General features: G+C 67.9%; 12 protein-coding genes and 1 pseudogene. 10 read left to right on the top strand and 3 right to left on the bottom strand.

From position 1 onward, the window contains the following. Positions 1-61: 61 nt before the first annotated feature. Positions 62-1,711 carry a (2,3-dihydroxybenzoyl)adenylate synthase gene (locus G6N44_RS00335; protein WP_163660131.1) on the top strand — a complete coding sequence of 550 codons (1,650 nt, stop codon included), beginning with the start codon at positions 62-64 and terminating at the stop codon, positions 1,709-1,711. On the opposite strand, the pseudogene G6N44_RS00330 reads toward G6N44_RS00335, so the two are convergent. Both G6N44_RS00330 and hemW read right to left on the bottom strand, forming a co-directional pair. Beyond that, positions 1,708-6,871: pseudogene (locus G6N44_RS00330) on the bottom strand (type I polyketide synthase). The gene G6N44_RS00335 and the pseudogene G6N44_RS00330 sit on opposite strands and share 4 nt — an antisense overlap. Before the next feature lie 288 nt (positions 6,872-7,159). Then, a complete protein-coding gene (hemW, locus tag G6N44_RS00325; RefSeq protein ID WP_163660129.1) occupies positions 7,160-8,332 on the bottom strand; it encodes a radical SAM family heme chaperone HemW in 1,173 nt (390 codons plus the stop codon). Between the two features lie 92 nt (positions 8,333-8,424). On the opposite strand from hemW, the gene G6N44_RS29805 reads away from it, so the two are divergent. The 9 genes from G6N44_RS29805 to G6N44_RS00285 all read left to right on the top strand — a co-directional run bounded on the left by G6N44_RS29805 (position 8,425) and on the right by G6N44_RS00285 (position 16,333). Beyond that, complete coding sequence (locus tag G6N44_RS29805; RefSeq protein WP_372508126.1) at positions 8,425-8,529, top strand: Ms4527A family Cys-rich leader peptide; 105 nt, start codon at positions 8,425-8,427, stop codon at positions 8,527-8,529. A gap of 124 nt (positions 8,530-8,653) precedes the next feature. Beyond that, positions 8,654-10,342 carry a nitrite/sulfite reductase gene (locus tag G6N44_RS00320; RefSeq protein ID WP_163660127.1) on the top strand — a complete coding sequence of 563 codons (1,689 nt, stop codon included), beginning with the start codon at positions 8,654-8,656 and terminating at the stop codon, positions 10,340-10,342. Between the two features lie 5 nt (positions 10,343-10,347). Continuing rightward, positions 10,348-11,040, top strand: coding sequence for a phosphoadenylyl-sulfate reductase (locus tag G6N44_RS00315; RefSeq protein WP_276039186.1), 693 nt, complete (start codon positions 10,348-10,350; stop codon positions 11,038-11,040). A 7-nt stretch (positions 11,041-11,047) separates the two neighbouring features. Beyond that, positions 11,048-11,761, top strand: coding sequence for a sirohydrochlorin chelatase (locus tag G6N44_RS00310; protein WP_163660123.1), 714 nt, complete (start codon positions 11,048-11,050; stop codon positions 11,759-11,761). 136 nt (positions 11,762-11,897) lie between these two features. Further along, a complete protein-coding gene (locus G6N44_RS00305) occupies positions 11,898-13,277 on the top strand; it encodes an MBL fold metallo-hydrolase (protein WP_163660121.1) in 1,380 nt (459 codons plus the stop codon). 49 nt (positions 13,278-13,326) lie between these two features. Further along, on the top strand, positions 13,327-14,538 hold the full coding sequence (locus G6N44_RS00300; protein ID WP_163660119.1) for an NAD(P)/FAD-dependent oxidoreductase: 1,212 nt from the start codon (positions 13,327-13,329) through the stop codon (positions 14,536-14,538). Further along, positions 14,538-15,134 carry a rhodanese-like domain-containing protein gene (locus tag G6N44_RS00295; RefSeq protein WP_163660117.1) on the top strand — a complete coding sequence of 199 codons (597 nt, stop codon included), beginning with the start codon at positions 14,538-14,540 and terminating at the stop codon, positions 15,132-15,134. Before G6N44_RS00300 ends, G6N44_RS00295 begins: the two co-directional genes overlap by 1 nt. Next, positions 15,131-15,994: a sulfite exporter TauE/SafE family protein gene (locus G6N44_RS00290; RefSeq protein WP_163660116.1), complete on the top strand. Its 864-nt coding sequence runs from the start codon at positions 15,131-15,133 to the stop codon at positions 15,992-15,994. Before G6N44_RS00295 ends, G6N44_RS00290 begins: the two co-directional genes overlap by 4 nt. A 69-nt stretch (positions 15,995-16,063) precedes the next feature. Beyond that, entirely contained in the window at positions 16,064-16,333 is a 270-nt protein-coding gene (locus G6N44_RS00285; RefSeq protein WP_163669425.1) for a metal-sensitive transcriptional regulator, read from the top strand. A gap of 33 nt (positions 16,334-16,366) precedes the next feature. Here G6N44_RS00285 and G6N44_RS00280 read toward each other — a convergent pair whose 3' ends face one another. Further along, on the bottom strand, positions 16,367-17,452 hold the full coding sequence (locus G6N44_RS00280) for a sulfate/molybdate ABC transporter ATP-binding protein (protein WP_235682901.1): 1,086 nt from the start codon (positions 17,450-17,452) through the stop codon (positions 16,367-16,369). Positions 17,453-17,457 lie beyond the last annotated feature (5 nt).

Below are 17,457 nucleotides of genomic sequence, written 5' to 3'. Positions count from 1 at the left end.
AGCGGAGGTTACCCTATATTCGATCTGCCGACATACTCACCCGACGGGAGCCAGAACAGCGATGACCACCGGTTTTGACCGTGCACAGGACGAGCTGGCGGACGGATTCACCCGGTTTCCCGACGACCGTGCCGAGGTGTACCGCCAAGCCGGCTACTGGCAGGGCAAAGCGCTGGACAGCATCCTGCGCGAGGCCGCACAGCGCTGGCCCGCCAAAGCTGCCGTAGTCGACGCCACCGGCAGCCACACCTTCGCCGAACTGGACGCCCTCGCCGACCGACTTGGCGCCGCCCTGGCCGACCGGGGCATCACTCCGGGTGACCGCATCCTGGTACAACTGCCGAACACGCGCGAATTCGCGGTCGCCGCGTTCGGACTGCTTCGCGCCGGGGCGGTACCGGTGTTGTGCCTACCCGGTCACCGCTCGGCCGAGCTGGGCCATTTCGCCGACGTCAGCGGTGCCGTCGGGCTGGTGATCCCCGACGTCATCGCCGGATTCGACTACCGCGACCTGGCTGCCCAACTCGTTGCCGAACACCCCCGACTGCGCCACATCCTCGTCGACGGCGACCCCGGTTCCTTCCAATCCTGGTCGGCCCTCAAGGATTTCAGCGACCCCGGCCCACCGAACATCTCCTTGGACACCGGTAGCCCGGCAGTGCTGCTGGTGTCCGGCGGGACCACCGGGCTGCCCAAGCTCATCCCCCGCACTCACGACGACTACCTCTACAACGCCGCGGCATGTGCCCGAGCCTGCGAAATGGTGCACGACGACGTGTATCTCGCGGTTCTGCCCGCCGGCCACAACTTCCCGTTCGCCTGTCCCGGCCTGCTCGGCTCGATGACGGTCGGGGCGACGACGGTCTACACCGACGACCCCAGTCCCGAGTCGGCCTTCGCCCTGATCGACACCCACGGCGTCACGGTGACCGGCCTCGTCAACGCTCTGGCCAAGCTCTGGACCCAGGCCTGCGACTGGGAACCGGTACTGCCCACCTCGTTGCGCGTGGTCCAGGTGGGCGGATCACGAATGTCCCCCGAGGAGGCCCGCTTCATCCGCGAGGGCCTGAGTCCGGGACTACAGCAGATCTTCGGAATGGCCGAAGGCATGCTGAATTTCACCCGTCCCGGCGATCCGGTAGACGTGGTCGAACATACCCAGGGCCGGCCGATGTCACCGCACGACGAGATGCGGGTGGTCGACGAGGACGGCCACGAGGTCACCCCCGGCCAGGAGGGCGAGCTACTGGTGCGCGGACCGTACACACTCAACGGCTACTACCGCGCCGACGAGGCCAACGTCCGCTCGTTCAGCCCCGACGGTTTCTACCGCACCGGCGACCGGGTCCGGATCTTCACCGATGGGCCGCGCGCCGGCTACGTCGAGGTGACCGGCCGTATCAAGGACGTCATCCACCGCGGCGGCGAGACGGTATCGGCCACCGATCTTGAGGACCACCTGCTGACCCACCCGGCGGTGTACGCGGCCGCCGCCGTGGCCCTTCCTGACGAATACCTCGGCGAAAAAATCTGTGCCGCAGTGGTTTTCCAGGGCGCTCCGATCAACCTGGTTCAGCTCAACGAGTTCCTCGACCAGCGGGGCGCGTCCGCTCATGCCCGGCCCGATGTGCTGGTCCCGATGCCGGCCCTACCCACCACCGCGGTGGGCAAGGTCGACAAGAAGAAGGTGATCGCCGCGATCACCGGCTAATGTCCCGCCCGCACCACTGGCTCCGCGGCGGGCTCCAGCAGTTCGACGATCCTGGCGGTGACCGCTGCCGCGGTGGGGTGCTCCCACAACAGGGTCGGCGGCAACGACAACCCGGTCTGCTTCTCCAGGTGACGGCGCAACCGCACGGTCATGATCGAGTCGACGCCCAGTTCCACCAGCGGCAGGTCGACGTTGACATCGGACTCGGCCAGCCCCAATTGGCTTGCCACTGCAGTCAATACCTGGGCGGCAAGCTGAGCCGGATCGTACTCCCCCGCTGCCGACGACGGGTCGTCGTCAGGCTCATCCTCAGGTGCGACATCGGCCAGTATCGGCACGGCCGCAGCCGCGGGCAGGACCGGCAGCACGACGACGTTGGCGGCGTCCTCCCGCATCGCCAGATCCAGCGCCAGCAGCGCATCGTCGGCGGTGACCGTGCCCATGCCGAGTGCATCCAGTTGTGCGGCCACGAACTCCGATGCCGAACCCATCCCCAGTCCGCGCCACGCTGTCCAGGCAACGGCCGTGGTGCGGTCCCCGAGGCTGCGCCGGTGCCGGGCCATCCCGTCGAGGAACGAATTGGCGCAGCCGTAGGCGCCCTGGCCCGGGAAACCGGCCAGGTAGCCGCACGAGGAGAACAGAACCATCCAGTCGAGTTGCGCGGGCGGGAACACCTCGTGCAGCACCAGCGTGCCGTTCACCTTGGGGTGCATCGCGGTGGCGAACTCGTCGGAAGTCGTATTCATCAGCAACGCACCGGCTTCCACCCCAGCTGCGTGGATGACGCCGCGTACCGGTGGTAGCGGCCGCAGCACGTCACGCAGGGCGTCGGCCGACCCGGGTGCCCCGATGTCCACCGCGGCGACCGTGACCGACACGCCACGCTCCTCCAGTGCGGTGACCGCGCGGATCGCCGCCGAATGCGTGTCGTCCGCCCAGGCCGACCGGTCGCCCAGGCCCGAGCGGGACAACAACACGAGACGACGGGCGCCGAGATCGGCCAGGCGCTGGGCCATCCGCAGACCCAATGCTCCGGTCCCGCCGGTGATCAGGTAGGTGCCCCCCGGCACACACTCCATCGGGTCGGCGGTACCCGCGCCGGATGCCGAGAGACGCGCGGCCATCGTCACCCCGTCACGGACCACCAATACGCCGTGTCCGGCCAGCGATCCCAGCGCCGCCAGCGGCAGGCATCCGTCGGCCACATCGACGACACCGCCCCACAACTGCGGATGTTCGGCCGCGGCAACCCGCCCCAGTCCCCACAACGGGGCATGGGTCACATTGCCTCCCTCATACACGCCGACGGTCAGCGCCCACAGTCGCGCCGACAGGCCCAGGTGCTGCTGCAGCGCCAACGTCGCGGTCACCAGGTCGACGGCCGCCTCCGGCGAGTCATCGGCCCGCGGCAGCACCAGCACCACCGGAAGATTACCGAGTTCGCTTGGCAACGAGCCGAACTCGATAACCGACTCCAGTTCGGCGGGGCCTTCGAGCGCCAGGTAGGGCACTGCGGCCGCGGTCAGGTCGTCGACCGCGGTCTCCAGCCGGTCGACATCCCCGCCGATCAGCACCACCCCGGTGGGCGGCCGCCCATCCCGCGCCGAGACCGGATTCCACGCCACCCGGTGCACGATCCGGCGTACGTCGGTGGCCGACCAATCGCGCCCCGGATTCTCGAGCTCCTCAAAAGTCATCCCGGTGATCGACAGCAGTATCGATCCGGATTCATCGGTGATCGCCACGTCGGTAGTGGTGGTACCGGGTCTGCGCCGCACCGACAGCAGCGCGGCAGCCGGCGGTACACCCCAGACCTGCACCCGTTCGATTCGGGCGGGCATCCGCAGTCGGGGCGGTCCGTCGAAACTGATGGAGGCGGCGGACGTGGCCGCGTCCACCAGCGAGGCCCAGGTGCCGGGCTGTGCGCCGTCGGACTCGGCGTTCACCCGCGCCAGCAGTTCGTCCTCACCACGGCGCAGATCCTTGATGTCCCAATCGAATCCCATGGCCGCGACCCCGAGCTCGGCGAGGAAGTCGATCACGTGGCGCGGTGCCAGCTGTTCGCGGCAACGTAACCGAGCCGCAGCGAGGTCGATGGACATGTCGACGGTCTCGTCTACGTCGTCACGGGCGACCACCGCACTGCTGTGGGTCAGCCATCCGCCGTCCTGATCGTCGGCGGCATCCGCCAGCCGCGAGGCCAGCGTGAGTTCGCGGTCGGCCAGCACGACCTGCAGGTCGCGGGCGCGCGCCGGTGCCACGGGGGTGCGCAGCCGCACATCGGTGAGTGCGGCGCCCGCGCCTGAACCCGATGCGGCGCCCGCGCCTGAACCCGATGCGGCGCCCGCGCCTGAACCCGATGCGGCGCCCGCGCCGGCCGCCGACAGGAACGTGTTCAACAGCACTGCGGCAGGGACGATTTCGGTACCCCCGACCGGGTGGTCACCGGGATAGGGCCGGGTGTCGAAGTCCAACCGGGTCTGCCACATGCGGGTGGCGACTGTTCCGGCCACCTCGGTGCGGCCGCCGAGCAGCGTGTGACTGGTGGTGTCGTGGACCGCCCGCCCGCCGGGTGCTGCGGTCGGAATGCGCCAGAAGTGCCGGTGCTGCCATTGGGTGACCGGCAGGTCGGCGTCCCACGAATCAGTCTCGGCGACACCATGTTCGATCTCGGCTCCGTGGCAGTACAGCGATGCGACAGCGGATCTGACGGCCGGAAGCTCGGGTGTATCACGACGCAGCAGTGGTACGACGGCGTGGTCGTCCATTCCCAGATGTAGCAGGGTCTCGACGATGGAATGCGATACAACCGGATGAGCAGAGACTTCGAGGAACAACCGGTGGCCGTCCTCGGCCGCGGCGGTGACAGCCTCGGCGAACCGGACCTGCCCGCGCAGATTCTGAACCCAGTAGGCGGCGTCGCGTGGTGCGGTGGAACGCGCATCGGCCAACGCGGTGCTGTACAACGGGATCGCCGCATCCCGCGGGGGTTGAAGCCCCGCCACGTTCGCGGCCAGCGCACCGGTCAGCTCATCCATCGCGGGGCTGTGAAATGCCACGTCGGTGTTCACCCGGCGCACCACGATGCCCTGCTCGGCCCACGATTCACAGACCTCCTCGACCGCTTCGGTGAGGCCCGAGATGACACAGGAATCGGTCGACGCGCTGATGGCCGCCACCACGTCGGTGCGGCCGCCCAACCGCTGCTGCGCCTCGGCGAACGGCAACCGGACCAATGCCATCGCGCCACAGCCCATCACGGAGCGGAAGCCGCGGGCGCGGTAGCAGGCCACGGCCGCACCCTCGCTCAGCTCGAACACGCCGGACACCACGCACGCCGCGACCTCACCGACCGAGTGCCCGATCACCGCCGCCGGCCGCGCAAGCCCCCTGCATCGCGCAGCGCGGATCCGTCGGCGAAGGTCAGCCCAGCTCGCCGGTAGCAGCGCCGGTACTCAGCGCCGCGCGGGCGGAGAATCCGAGCTCACGCCCGAACACCTCGTCAACCTCGTCGATGATGCGAGCGAAAGTGGTTTCGGCCGTGAGGAGTTCACGTCCCATTCCGGCCCAGTGCGAGCCGTGCCCGGAGAACACCCACACCGCGTCGCGGGCCTGCCCGCCCGGGAGCTCGCCGGTGACCAGGACGGCGCCGGATTCACCGCGGGCCAGCGCATCGAGGCCGGCGATCAGCTCATGCCGGTGTTCGGCGATCACCGCGGCCCGGACCGGTTCGTGCGCACGCCGCGCCCACAGCGTGGCGGACACCGGTGCGATCTCCTGGTGTCCGGCCCGCAGGTGGTCTGCGAGCGCTTCGGCCTGGCGGGCCAGCCGCTGCGCGGAACGCGCCGAGATCGGGACGATCACCGGACCGGATGAGTGCCGCGTCATGTTCTGTTGTGCCGGAGCCTCTTCGAGCAGGACGTGCGCGATCGTGCCGCCGTAGCCGTAGCTGCACACCGCGGCCCGACGCGGGGTGTCGGTGCGTGCCCAGGGTTCGACCGTCGTGGGCACCCGGAGGCCGCTGTTGGCCCAGTCCACCGCGTCGGTGAGGTGGCGCAGTCCGGCGGTGGGCGGGATCGTCTCGTGGTGCAACGCCAGCACCGTCTTGATCAGGCCCATCACTCCGGCGCCGCCCTCGAGGTGGCCGATGTTGGGTTTGACCGATCCGATGCGGCACCGGTCCTGATCGCCACGCCCGGCGCCGTACACCTCGGCGAGTGCCGCGACCTCGGTGGGATCGCCGGTGGGAGTTCCGGTTCCGTGCGCCTCGAGGTATCCGATGTCAGCCGGGTCGACACCCGACATCTGGCACGCGCGCCGGAACATGTCCGCCTGGGCAGCTCCGTTGGGCGACATGATGCCCACGGTGCGGCCGTCCTGCGCTGTGGCACCGCCTCGCACCACGGCCAGGATTCGATCACCGTCGCGCTGAGCGTCCGCGAGTCGCTTGAGCACGACCACACCGGCGCCTTCACCTCGTCCGTAGCCGTCGGCCGCGGCATCGAAGGTCTTGCAGCGACCGTCGGGGGCGGTGGCTCCGGCCTCGTCGAGCACTCGGGTGAGACCCGGACCGATCAACGCGCTGACCCCGCCGGCCAGGGCCAGCGATGTCTCGCCCGCCCGCAGCATCTGGCAGGCCTGGTGCACTGCGACCAGCGAGGCCGCGCACGCGGCGTCCAGCGCCACGCTCGGGCCGCGGAGATCGAGCAGGTGCGAGACCCGGTTGGCGATACCGCAGAGCGAGGTTCCGATGCCGGTCCAGGCGTCGATCCCGGGCAGGTCTTCCATGATCAACTTGCCGTAGTCGTCGGAGTTGACGCCCATCAGCACGGCGGTGTCACTGCCGGCGAGCGCGCGCGGCGACACTCCGGCGTGTTCGAGCGCCTCCCAGCTGACCTCGAGCGCCATCCGCTGCTGGGGATCCATCACCTCGGCCTCACGCGGCGATACACCGAAGAACTCGGCGTCGAAGCCGGCCAGATCGTCGAGGAAGGTTCCGAGTCGGGTGACCTCGCGCAGGACAGCCGCGTTGCGTGGGTCACGCCGCAGGTACGGCTCCCACCGCTCCGCCGGCACCTCGGTGACATGGCTGCGGCCCTCGAGCAGGAAATTCCAGAAGTCCGCGGGATTTGTGACGTTGCCCGCGACGCGGCAACCGATGCCGATCACGGCGATGGGTTCCGGACCAGAAGCCTCGGATGCCATGTCAGCAGGATCCCGACCGAGCATAAGTCTGGATAGCCTTGCCTAAATTGGGAGCCGACATGCGGACAATAGTGGCACATCGCCCAACCGATCAGGGGCTCTACCCCGCACCGAAACCGCGAATCTGCGGGGAGACTCCCCGCGGCCATGACGTGCACGTATACCGCTCGGCGCGGCCACGGCACCTACGTTCTTCGACTTCGCCCGTCACCGCGGTGCGGTGTTAGGTCACTCACATGGGTCCTACCCCAGCAGGTCGCGCACGACTCCGTCGGCAAGCAGGCGACCACGGTCGGTCAGCACCAGGGCATCGTCCTGCCGTACAAGTAGCCCTTCGCCACAGAGCGTCTCGGCGCGAGCCAGTTCGTCGGCATCGAGCAGGGTACGCGGGAGTCCGTCGCGCAGCCTGACCCTCAGCATCACTTCCTCCACATGCCGGTCGCGGGCACTGAGCTCCTCGAAATCGGCTATCGGCAAACGATTTTCGCCCAGCGACTGCGCATAAGCATTGGGGTGCTTGATGTTCCACCATCGGGTGGCACCCAGGAAGCCGTGCGCTCCCGGTCCGGCGCCCCACCATTCGCCACCGCCCCAGTAGCCGAGGTTGTGCCGGCACTCGCCGCCCTCGCGGCTCCAGTTCGACACCTCGTACCAGCTCAGGCCCGCCGCCGACAGCCGACTGTCGAGCAGTTCGTAGCGCTGCGCGAGCACGTCGTCGTCGGGCCGGGCGATCTCGCCCCGGCGCACGCGACGAGCCAGGGCCGTGCCGTCCTCGACGATCAGTGAATACGCGGACACGTGGTCGGCACCCGCGTCCACCGCAACGTCGATCGAACGCCGCAGATCGTCGTCGGTCTCCCCCGGCGTGCCGTAGATCAGGTCGATGTTGACGTGCTCGAACCCCGCAGCCCTGGCCTCCACGGCCGCCGCGGGCGCCCGCCCCGGGGAATGCGTGCGGTCCAGCACCGCCAGGACCTGCGGCGCAGCCGACTGCATCCCCAGCGATATCCGGGTGTAGCCGGCCTCGCGCAACGTCGCGAACAGCTCGGGCGAGGTGGATTCCGGGTTGGCCTCGGTGGTCACCTCGGCGTCGGCAACCAGTTCGAAATTGTCACGGACTGCGCCGAGTACCGCGGCCAGACCGGCGCCGCCGAGTAAGGATGGCGTGCCGCCGCCCACGAACACCGTGTGGACCGGTATGGAACCGACGGTTGCGGCGGCCAGGGCCAGTTCGACGCGCAGCGCGGCCAGCCAGCTGTCGGGGTTCGCTCCACCCGATTCGGCCGGCGTATAGGTGTTGAAGTCGCAGTATCCGCATCGCGTCGCGCAGAACGGCACGTGGATGTAGATGCCGAACACACGACCCGGCATCGGGACCAACTGGGGTTGGACGACGGGTGCCGTGCGGGTGTTCATCGTCTGATTTTCCCAGACTGTCCAGCGAAGACCTTCGCTCACCCCGAGCGCAAATATCGCCCGGTTAGGGGCTTGCCGACAATCATGGCAGAATGGCTGGCGTGACTGCCGCCCACAACAGCTCCACCCGCATTGCGCTGGTGGCACGTCGGCATGTCGATTTCAAGCGCGTATGTAGCTGTTGCTGTCTGCCCTGAATCTGCGTTGATTTCGGACCCCGCCCGCCTCATATTCTCAGCTGGCACCGGATCTGCGCTGCCGGTCAGCCACCGGTGATCTGCGCGGTCTGCATGCCAGCTCCTTTCTCCAAGGAGCACAACAGTGACAACAACCCCGGAAGCCCCTGCCAAGGCCCGTCCCGCCAAACGCCCCCGCGATGAAGGCCAGTGGGCGCTCGGCAACCGCGAGCCACTGAACCATCCTGAGACGTTCAAGCAGGAAGACGACGCACTCAACGTGCGTGATCGCATCATCAACGTCTACTCCAAGCAGGGCTTTGCCAGCATCGTCGCGGACGACCTGCGCGGCCGGTTCCGGTGGATGGGCCTCTACACCCAGCGCACCGAGGGCTACGACGGCACCTTCACCGGTGACGACAACGCCGACCTGCTCGAGGCCGAGTACTTCATGATGCGGGTGCGCACCGACGGCAAGGCGATGTCCGCCCGGGCCGTCCGCACCCTCGGACAGATCTCGACCGAGTTCGCGCGCGAGAGCGCCGACATCACCGACCGGGAGAACCTGCAATACCACTGGCTGCGCATCGAGGACATCCCCGAGATCTGGCGCCGGCTGGACGAGGTCGGGTTGCAGACGATGGAGGCGTGCGGCGACTGCCCGCGCGGCATGCTGGGCTCACCGCTGGCCGGGGATTCTCTCGACGAGGTGCTCGACCCGACGCCCGCGCTCAGGGAGATCGAACAGCGCTACATCGGCAACCCCGAGTTCTCCAACCTGCCGCGCAAGTACAAGACGGCGATCTCGGGCCTGCAGGATGTCGCCCACGAGATCAACGACGTCTCGTTCATCGGCGTCGTCCACCCCGAGCACGGTCCCGGCCTGGACGTCTGGGTCGGCGGCGGGCTGTCCACCAACCCGATGCTGGCCCAACGCCTCGGGGTGTGGGTCCCGCTGGAGGAGGTGGCCGAGGTCTGGGAAGCCGTCACGTCGACCTTCCGGGACTACGGCTACCGGCGGCTGCGTTCCAAGGCGCGGCTGAAGTTCCTGATCAAGGACTGGGGCGTAGAGAAGTTTCGGGAAGTTCTCGAGACCGAGTACCTGAAGCGCCCCCTCATCGATGGGCCGGCACCCGAGCAGGTGCCGCACACCGTGGACCACGTGGGCGTACAGAAGATCCGCAACGGCCTGAACGCCGTAGGCGCCTCGGCCATCGCCGGCCGGGTCTCGGGCACCATCCTGTCCAAGGTGGCCGACCTGATGGAGGCCGCCGGCTCGGACCGGGCGCGGTTGACCGCCTACCAGAAGCTGATCATCCTCGACGTGCCCGATGACAAGCTCGACGCGCTGCGCGACGGTCTGGACGCGCTGGGCCTGGACACCCGCCCGTCGCATTGGCGTCGCAACCTGATGGCCTGCACCGGCATCGAGTACTGCAAGTTGAGCTTCGCCGACACCCGGGGACGGGCCCAGACGCTCGTGCCCGAACTGGAGGCACGCCTGGGCGACCTCAACGCCGAACTCGATGTGCCGATCACCGTGAACCTCAACGGTTGCCCCAACTCGTGCGCCCGCATCCAGGTCGCCGACATCGGTTTCAAGGGTCAGATGGTCGACGAAGGAAACGGCCCCGAAGAGGGCTTCCAGGTCCACCTCGGCGGCAGCCTCGGTCTGGACAGCGGATTCGGCCGCAAACTGCGCCAGCACAAGGTGCTGGCCACCGAGCTCGTCGACTACGTCGATCGGGTGGTCCGCAATTTCGTGAAACAACGCGAGAACGGCGAGCGTTTCGCTCAGTGGGCCGTGCGCGCCGACGAAGACGACTTGAGGTGACCACGTTGACTGAAGCCGAACTGATCGAGTTGGCCGAGCGCGGTGCGGCCGAGCTGGCCGACGCCGGCGCCGAGGAGCTGCTGCGCTGGACCGACAAGCACTTCGGTGGCAATTACGTGGTTGCCTCCAACATGCAGGATGCGGTGCTGGTCGAGATGGCGGCCAAGGTGCGCCCCGGGGTCGACGTGCTGTTCCTGGACACCGGGTACCACTTCGCCGAGACCATCGGCACTCGTGACGCCGTGGAACAGGTGTACGGCGTGAACGTGGTCAACGTCCACCCCGAGAACTCGGTGGCCCGACAGGACGAGCTGCACGGCAAGGATCTGTTCGCCCGCGACGCCGCGTCCTGCTGCCGGATGCGCAAGGTCGAGCCGCTGGGCAAGGCCCTGGCGGGTTACACCGCCTGGGTCACCGGTATCCGCCGGGTGGAGGCGCCGACGCGCGCCAACGCCCCGTTGATCAGCTGGGACGCCGCCTTCGGCCTGGTCAAGATCAACCCGATCGCGGCCTGGTCCGACGAGGACATGCAGGCCTACATCGACGCGAACGACATTCTGGTCAATCCCCTTGTCTACGAAGGCTATCCATCCATCGGATGTGCGCCCTGCACCGCCAAACCAGTGGCCGGCGCCGACCCGCGCAGCGGCCGGTGGGCCGGTCAGTCGAAGACCGAATGCGGGCTGCACGCGTCGTGAGGTTTCCGTGACGCTCGTTCTCACCGCACACGGCAGCGCGGACCCGCGTTCGTCGGCGAACGCGCATGCCATCGGCGGCCACCTGCGCCGCCTGCTGCCTGACACCGACGTGCGGGTGGCGTTCTGCGAGCAGAACACACCCAACCTCGGCGACGTGCTGCCCGAGGTCGAGCCGGGCGCCGTGGTGGTGCCACTGCTGCTGGGCAGCGCCTATCACGCCCGGATCGACATTCCCGAGCTGATCGCGGGCTCGGGAGCCGAGGTGACCCAGGCCGACGTGCTCGGGGATGACCCCCGCCTGCTGCAGGTGGTGCGGGAGCGGCTGACCGCAGTGGGGGTGTCCCGATTCGATGCCGACCTCGGCGTGGTCCTGGTCGGAGTGGGTTCGTCCCATCCCGCCGCGAACGCGCGTACGGCCGCTCTGGCCGGAGTGCTCGCCGAGGGCACCCGCTGGGTCGGCACCGAGGTGGCGTTCGCCACAGGCCAGCCCCCGTCCCTGCCGGAGGCCGTCGAGCGCTTACGCCGAGGCGGCGCCCGCCGTCTGGTGATCGCCCCCTGGTTCCTGGCACACGGTCGCATCACCGACCGGGGCGCCGAATTCGCCTGTGCCGCAGGTATTCCGATGGCCGAACCGCTCGGTCCGCACCGCCTGGTGGCGGCCACCGTGCTGGATCGCTACGAAGAGGCGCTGGCCGCGCGCAGCGCGGACTTCGCCGCCTGACCGCTCGGCCCGGCGCGCTCTCGGACACCCCATCGAGGGCGCCTTCGGCAGCTTGACTCCTATACCCCAAGGGGTATATTGAACTTCATTGGCATACCCCCGTAGGTATACGGACCCCCCATCGAGGAGCCGAACAATGAAGTTCATCCAGTACTACCTGGACTGCCTGTCGCACGCGTCATACCTGATCGGTGACGAGTCATCCGGGCGCGCCGTCGTCGTCGACCCGCAGCGCGACGTCTCCGAGTACGTCGCCGACGCCGAGAAGTTGGGCATGCAGATCACCCACGTGATCGAGACCCACTTCCACGCCGACTTCCTGTCCGGCCACCTCGAGCTGGCCGAGGCCACCGGCGCCGAGATCGTGTACTCCTCGGTCGCGGCGCCGGAGTTCGATCACACCGGAGTCGAAGACGGTCAGCGCATCTCGCTCGGCGAGGTGATGCTGGAGTTCCGCCATACCCCCGGCCACACCCCGGAATCCATGAGCATCGTGGTCTACGAGCACGCCGATGACGAGTTGCCCTACGGCGTGCTGACCGGCGACACCCTGTTCATCGGCGATGTCGGCCGGCCGGACCTGTTGGCCTCGATCGGCTTCACCCGGGATGAACTGGCGGACAAGCTGTACGACTCGCTGCACGAGAAGCTGCTGCCGCTTCCCGATGCCACCCGGGTCTTCCCGGCCCACGGCGCGGGTTCGGCCTGCGGCAAGAACCTGTCCACCGAGCTGTCGTCCACCATGGGTGAGCAGAAGCAGACCAACTACGCCCTGCGTGCACCGGACAAGCAGACCTTCATCGAGCTGGTCACCGCCGGACAGCCGCCCGCCCCGGGATACTTTGTCTACGACGCGATCCTCAACCGCAAGGACCGCCCCCTGCTGGACGAGGACGCGACCCCGGTGGCGCTGGACTTCCGACAGGTCACCGATGCCGTCGCAGGCGGAGCCATGTTGCTCGACGGCCGCAGCCCCGAAGACTTCGCGCTGGGCCATCTGCGCGGCGCGATCAACATCGGGCTGGCCGGGCGCTACGCCGAGTTCGCCGGCTCGGTGGTCAAGCACGATGTCGACATCGTGCTGGTCACCGATCCGGGCGAGGAACGAGAGGGCAAGAACCGGCTGGGGCGCATCGGGTTCGACCGGGTGCTGGGTTACCTCGACAATCCGGAACGGACGATGTTCGAGCACTCCGATGACGTGACGGTCGCCTCACGCCTGACCGCCACCGCCTTCGGCGAGCGGGCTGCCGCGGTCGCAGACCTGCAGATCGTCGATGTGCGCAATCCCGGCGAGACCGAGGACGGCATGATCCCGGACGCGGTCAACATCCCGGTGGGTCAGCTGCCGGACCGGACCGGCGAATTGGATCCGACCCGCCCGACCGTGGTCTACTGCGCCGGCGGCTACCGCTCGTCGGTGGCGGCCAGCCTGCTGCGCCAGCGCGGCTTCACCGATGTCAGCGACATCCTGGGCGGCTACGGCGCCTGGGTGGACAGCACGCAGACCGCCTGAGACAGGCACCGTTCCCAACCCGTCTGAGAGACAGGAAAGCACCACAAATATGTCGACTCCAGTCAAGCATGAGGTCCTGATCGTCGGCGGCGGCACTGCCGGGATCACCGTGGCGGCCCGGTTGCTGCGCAAGCACTACACCGACGTGGCGATCATCGAGCCCTCCGACAAGCACTACTACCAACCATTCTGGACACTCGTCGGTGGCGGCCAGGCGACCGCCGCCGAAACCGAGCGTGCCGAAGGCTCGGTGATGCCGCGCGGCGCCACGTGGATCAAGAGTGCGGTGACCTCGGTCGATCCGGATGCCAACACGGTCACGTGTGCCGACGGGACGACGTACGGTTACGACGTGCTGGTCGTGGCCCCGGGTATCCAGCTCGACTGGGAACGCACCGAAGGCCTGACCGACACCCTCGGCAAGGACGGCGTCTCGTCGAACTACCGCTTCGATCTCGCCCCGCGCACATGGGAGTTCATCCGCAACACGCGGTCCGGCACCGCGGTGTTCACCATGCCGTCGGGGCCGATCAAGTGCGCCGGCGCACCGCAGAAGATCGCCTACCTGGCCTGCGATCACTGGCGACGTGAAGGCGTGCTCGACAACATCGACGTGCACCTGGTGGTCCCGACCCCGCGGATCTTCGGTATCCCCGCGATCGCCGACAACCTGGACAAGGTCATCGCCGACTACGGCATCACACTGCACACCGGAAGTGAGGTGCGGTCCATCGATTCGGCATCGCGCAAGGCGACGATGACGAACCTCGCCGATGGCATCGAGACAGTGCTGCCCTACGACGTACTGCACGCCGTCCCGCACCAGTCGGCACCGGACTGGATCAAGAACAGCCCGCTGTCCACCAGCCATGTCGGCGGGGACGCCAACGGCTACGTGGACATCGACAAGCACACGATGCAGCACGTGCGCTACCCGAACGTGTTCGCCCTCGGCGACGCGGGCTCGTCGCCGAACTCGAAAACCGGTGCAGCCATTCGTAAACAGGCCCCCGTCGTTGTGGAGAACATCGGCGCGGTGCGCAGCGGTCGGCCCCTGACCGGGGCCTACGACGGCTACGCCTCCTGCCCCATCGTCACCTCTTCGCGCGAGATGCTGCTGGCCGAGTTCGACTACGACTTCACCCTCAAACCGTCCTTCCCCCTGCTCGATCCGGTCAAGCCGCACCGGCCGTACTGGTTGCTGAAAAAGTACGGGCTGCCCGCGTTGTACTGGAACCTGATGTTGAAAGGTCGTGCCTGATGTCCACCTCGTCGATCATCGACGCCGGCGAACTGAACGTACTCACGCAGACCGCTAACGGCCCACGGCTCATCGACGTCCGTACCCCCGGAGAATTCGAAACCGCACATATCGCAGGCGCTTACAACGTGCCGCTGGATCTGCTGCAGGAACACCGGGATGAGATCGCCCAGCACCTCGACGAGAACGTCGTGCTGATCTGTCGTTCCGGGCAACGGGCCGGCACCGCAGGCGAGACCCTGCGCGACGCCGGTCTACCGAATGTCTCGATCCTCGACGGCGGCATGACGGCCTGGCAGGACAAGGGGTTCGAGGTGCGTCGCGGTGCGCAGCGGTGGGATCTGGAGCGCCAGGTCCGCCTGGTTGCGGGGTCGATCGTGCTGAGCAGCGTCCTGGGCAGCATCGCGGCGCCCAAGCTGAAGTGGGTCGCCGCGGCGATCGGCGCCGGGTTGTCCACCGCGGCGCTGACCAACACCTGCGCCATGGGCATGATGCTGGCGAAGCTGCCGTGCAACCGGGGCGCGTCGTGCGATGCCCAGAGCGTCGTCGAGCAGCTGATCGGTTCCAAGCAAACACCTTCGGGCATGTTGGCATGATCGCCGTCGCTGTCGTGCTGGCCGTCCTGGTCGGGGTGTCCCTCGGACTCCTCGGCGGGGGTGGCTCGATCCTGACCGTTCCACTGCTGGCCTATGTTGCCGGCATGGAGGCCAAGCAGGCGATCGCCACGTCGCTTGTCGTGGTCGGGGTCACCAGCACGTTCAGCGCCGTTTCGCATGCACGAGCGGGCCGGGTTCGGTGGCGCAGTGCCCTGCTGTTCGGGGCGGCCGGGATGGTCGGTGCCTATGCGGGCGGCGCCGCCGGCCGCTTTGTCCCGGGATCGGTCCTGCTGATCGGGCTGGCGGTCATGATGATCGCCACCGGGCTGGCAATGATCAAGGGCCGCAACACCACCACACCCGAGCCGACGGGCCGGACGTCGGTCGTCAAGACCGCCACACTGGGGCTCGGCGTGGGCCTGGCCACCGGAGCCGTCGGCGCCGGAGGCGGCTTCCTGGTGGTACCGGCCCTGGTCATGCTGGCCGGGCTGCCGATGCCCGTCGCGGTCGGCACCTCACTGGTCGTGATTGCCCTGAACTCCTTCGCCGGTCTGGCCGGTCACCTGAACAGCGTCGTCATCGACTGGCCGGTGGCCGCCATGTTCACCGCCGCCGCGGTGCTGGGCAGCCTGCTCGGCGCCCGCCTGACATCGCGGGTGAATCCCGATGCGTTGCGCCAGGGATTCGGCTGGTTCGTGTTGATCATGGCCGCGGTGATCCTGGCTGAGGAGCTGAACCCGATAGCCGGGCTGGTCACCGCCGCGCTGATCGGACTTGCCGCACTGGCCAGATTCAGCTGCCTGCGATTTCACTGGTGCCCGCTGCGGGCACTGCTCGGACCACCCACCGTCGCCATCTAGATCGAAGGGAACGACAGCATGAGTTCAATCGAGAAGACAACAACCACAACGGCTTCCACCGGGAAAGCCATGGTCTGTGACGAAGAATCGATCGCGGCCATCCTGAACCGGCTGCGCCGGGCCCAGGGCCAGCTGGCCGGGGTGATCTCGATGATCGAGCAGGGCCGCGACTGCAAGGACGTGGTCACCCAGCTCGCCGCGGTCTCCCGCGCGCTGGACCGGGCCGGATTCAAAATCGTCGCGACCAGCCTGCGCGAGTGCATGGCCGGTACCCGTCCGGATGGTGCCGCGCCGATGGACGTCGCCGATTTGGAGAAGTTGTTCCTGACCCTGGCCTGATCCCCCGGCCCGGTATTGTCGGCGCTGACCGTCTCAGCGGACGGTCAGCGCCTCGTCCTCATCGCTGCTGTTCTCGGCATCGTCGCCAGACTCCTTGTGGCTCAACAGACTCTGCATCCCCCCGGCAATCTGCGGAACCCGGGTGGCCCGCACGTAGACCGTGTCGCCCTCCCGCAACCCGAGCGCCTCGGCGTCACCGCGGGTGATCTGCGCGATGAACGGCACATGGGTTGCGGCACCAGTCAGTTCGACCCTCACCTCGAAGCCCAGCATCACGATCCGGTCGATGGTGGCCCGCAGCACCCCGGTGGCCTCGGCCGTGCCGTCACCGGCGGCAAAGGCCATCTCGGGTGTACGCCCCACCCGAATATCGTGGGGCCGCACCAGAATTCCGTTGAGCTCGGACACCGCGCCGAGGAACGACATCACGAACGCGTTGGCAGGCTCGTCATACACCTCGGTCGGCGAACCGACCTGTTCGATGCGCCCCTTGTTGAGCACCGCGATCCGGTCCGCCACATCCAGCGCCTCGGCCTGGTCGTGTGTCACCAGCACCGTGGTGACGTGCACCTCGTCGTGCAGGCGGCGCAGCCAGGTCCGGAGGTCGTCACGCACCTTGGCGTCCAGCGCCCCGAACGGCTCGTCGAGCAGCAGCACCTGCGGATCTACCGCCAGCGCCCGCGCCAGTGCCATCCGCTGGCGCTGACCACCGGAGAGCTGATTGGGGTAGCGCGTCTGAAAACCGGCCAGGCCCACCACTTCCAGCAGGTTGTCGACCTTCTCCTTGACCTCGGCCTTGGGACGCTTGCGAATCTTGAGGCCGAATGCCACGTTGTCGCGGACCGTCAGGTGTTTGAACGCCGCATAGTGTTGGAACACGAATCCGATATCGCGGCGCTGCGGCGGTATCCCGGTGACGTCGCGGCCGTTGATGGTGATGGTCCCGCTGTCGGGTTGATCCAGTCCCGCGATGGCGCGCAGCAGGGTGGACTTGCCCGAGCCGCTCGGGCCCAGCAGTGCGGTCAACGAACCCGACGGCACCTCGAAGTCGATGTTGTCGAGCGCCGCAAAATCACCGTAACGCTTGTTGGCGCCCCGAACCACGATCGCGTCGGTCATAGGTC

It is taken from the genome of Mycolicibacterium alvei (assembly GCF_010727325.1).
Classification (GTDB): Bacteria; Actinomycetota; Actinomycetes; order Mycobacteriales; family Mycobacteriaceae; genus Mycobacterium; species Mycobacterium alvei.
The sequence above is the reverse complement of the archived record's forward strand: the minus strand, read 5'-3'. Positions and strand labels throughout refer to the sequence as shown.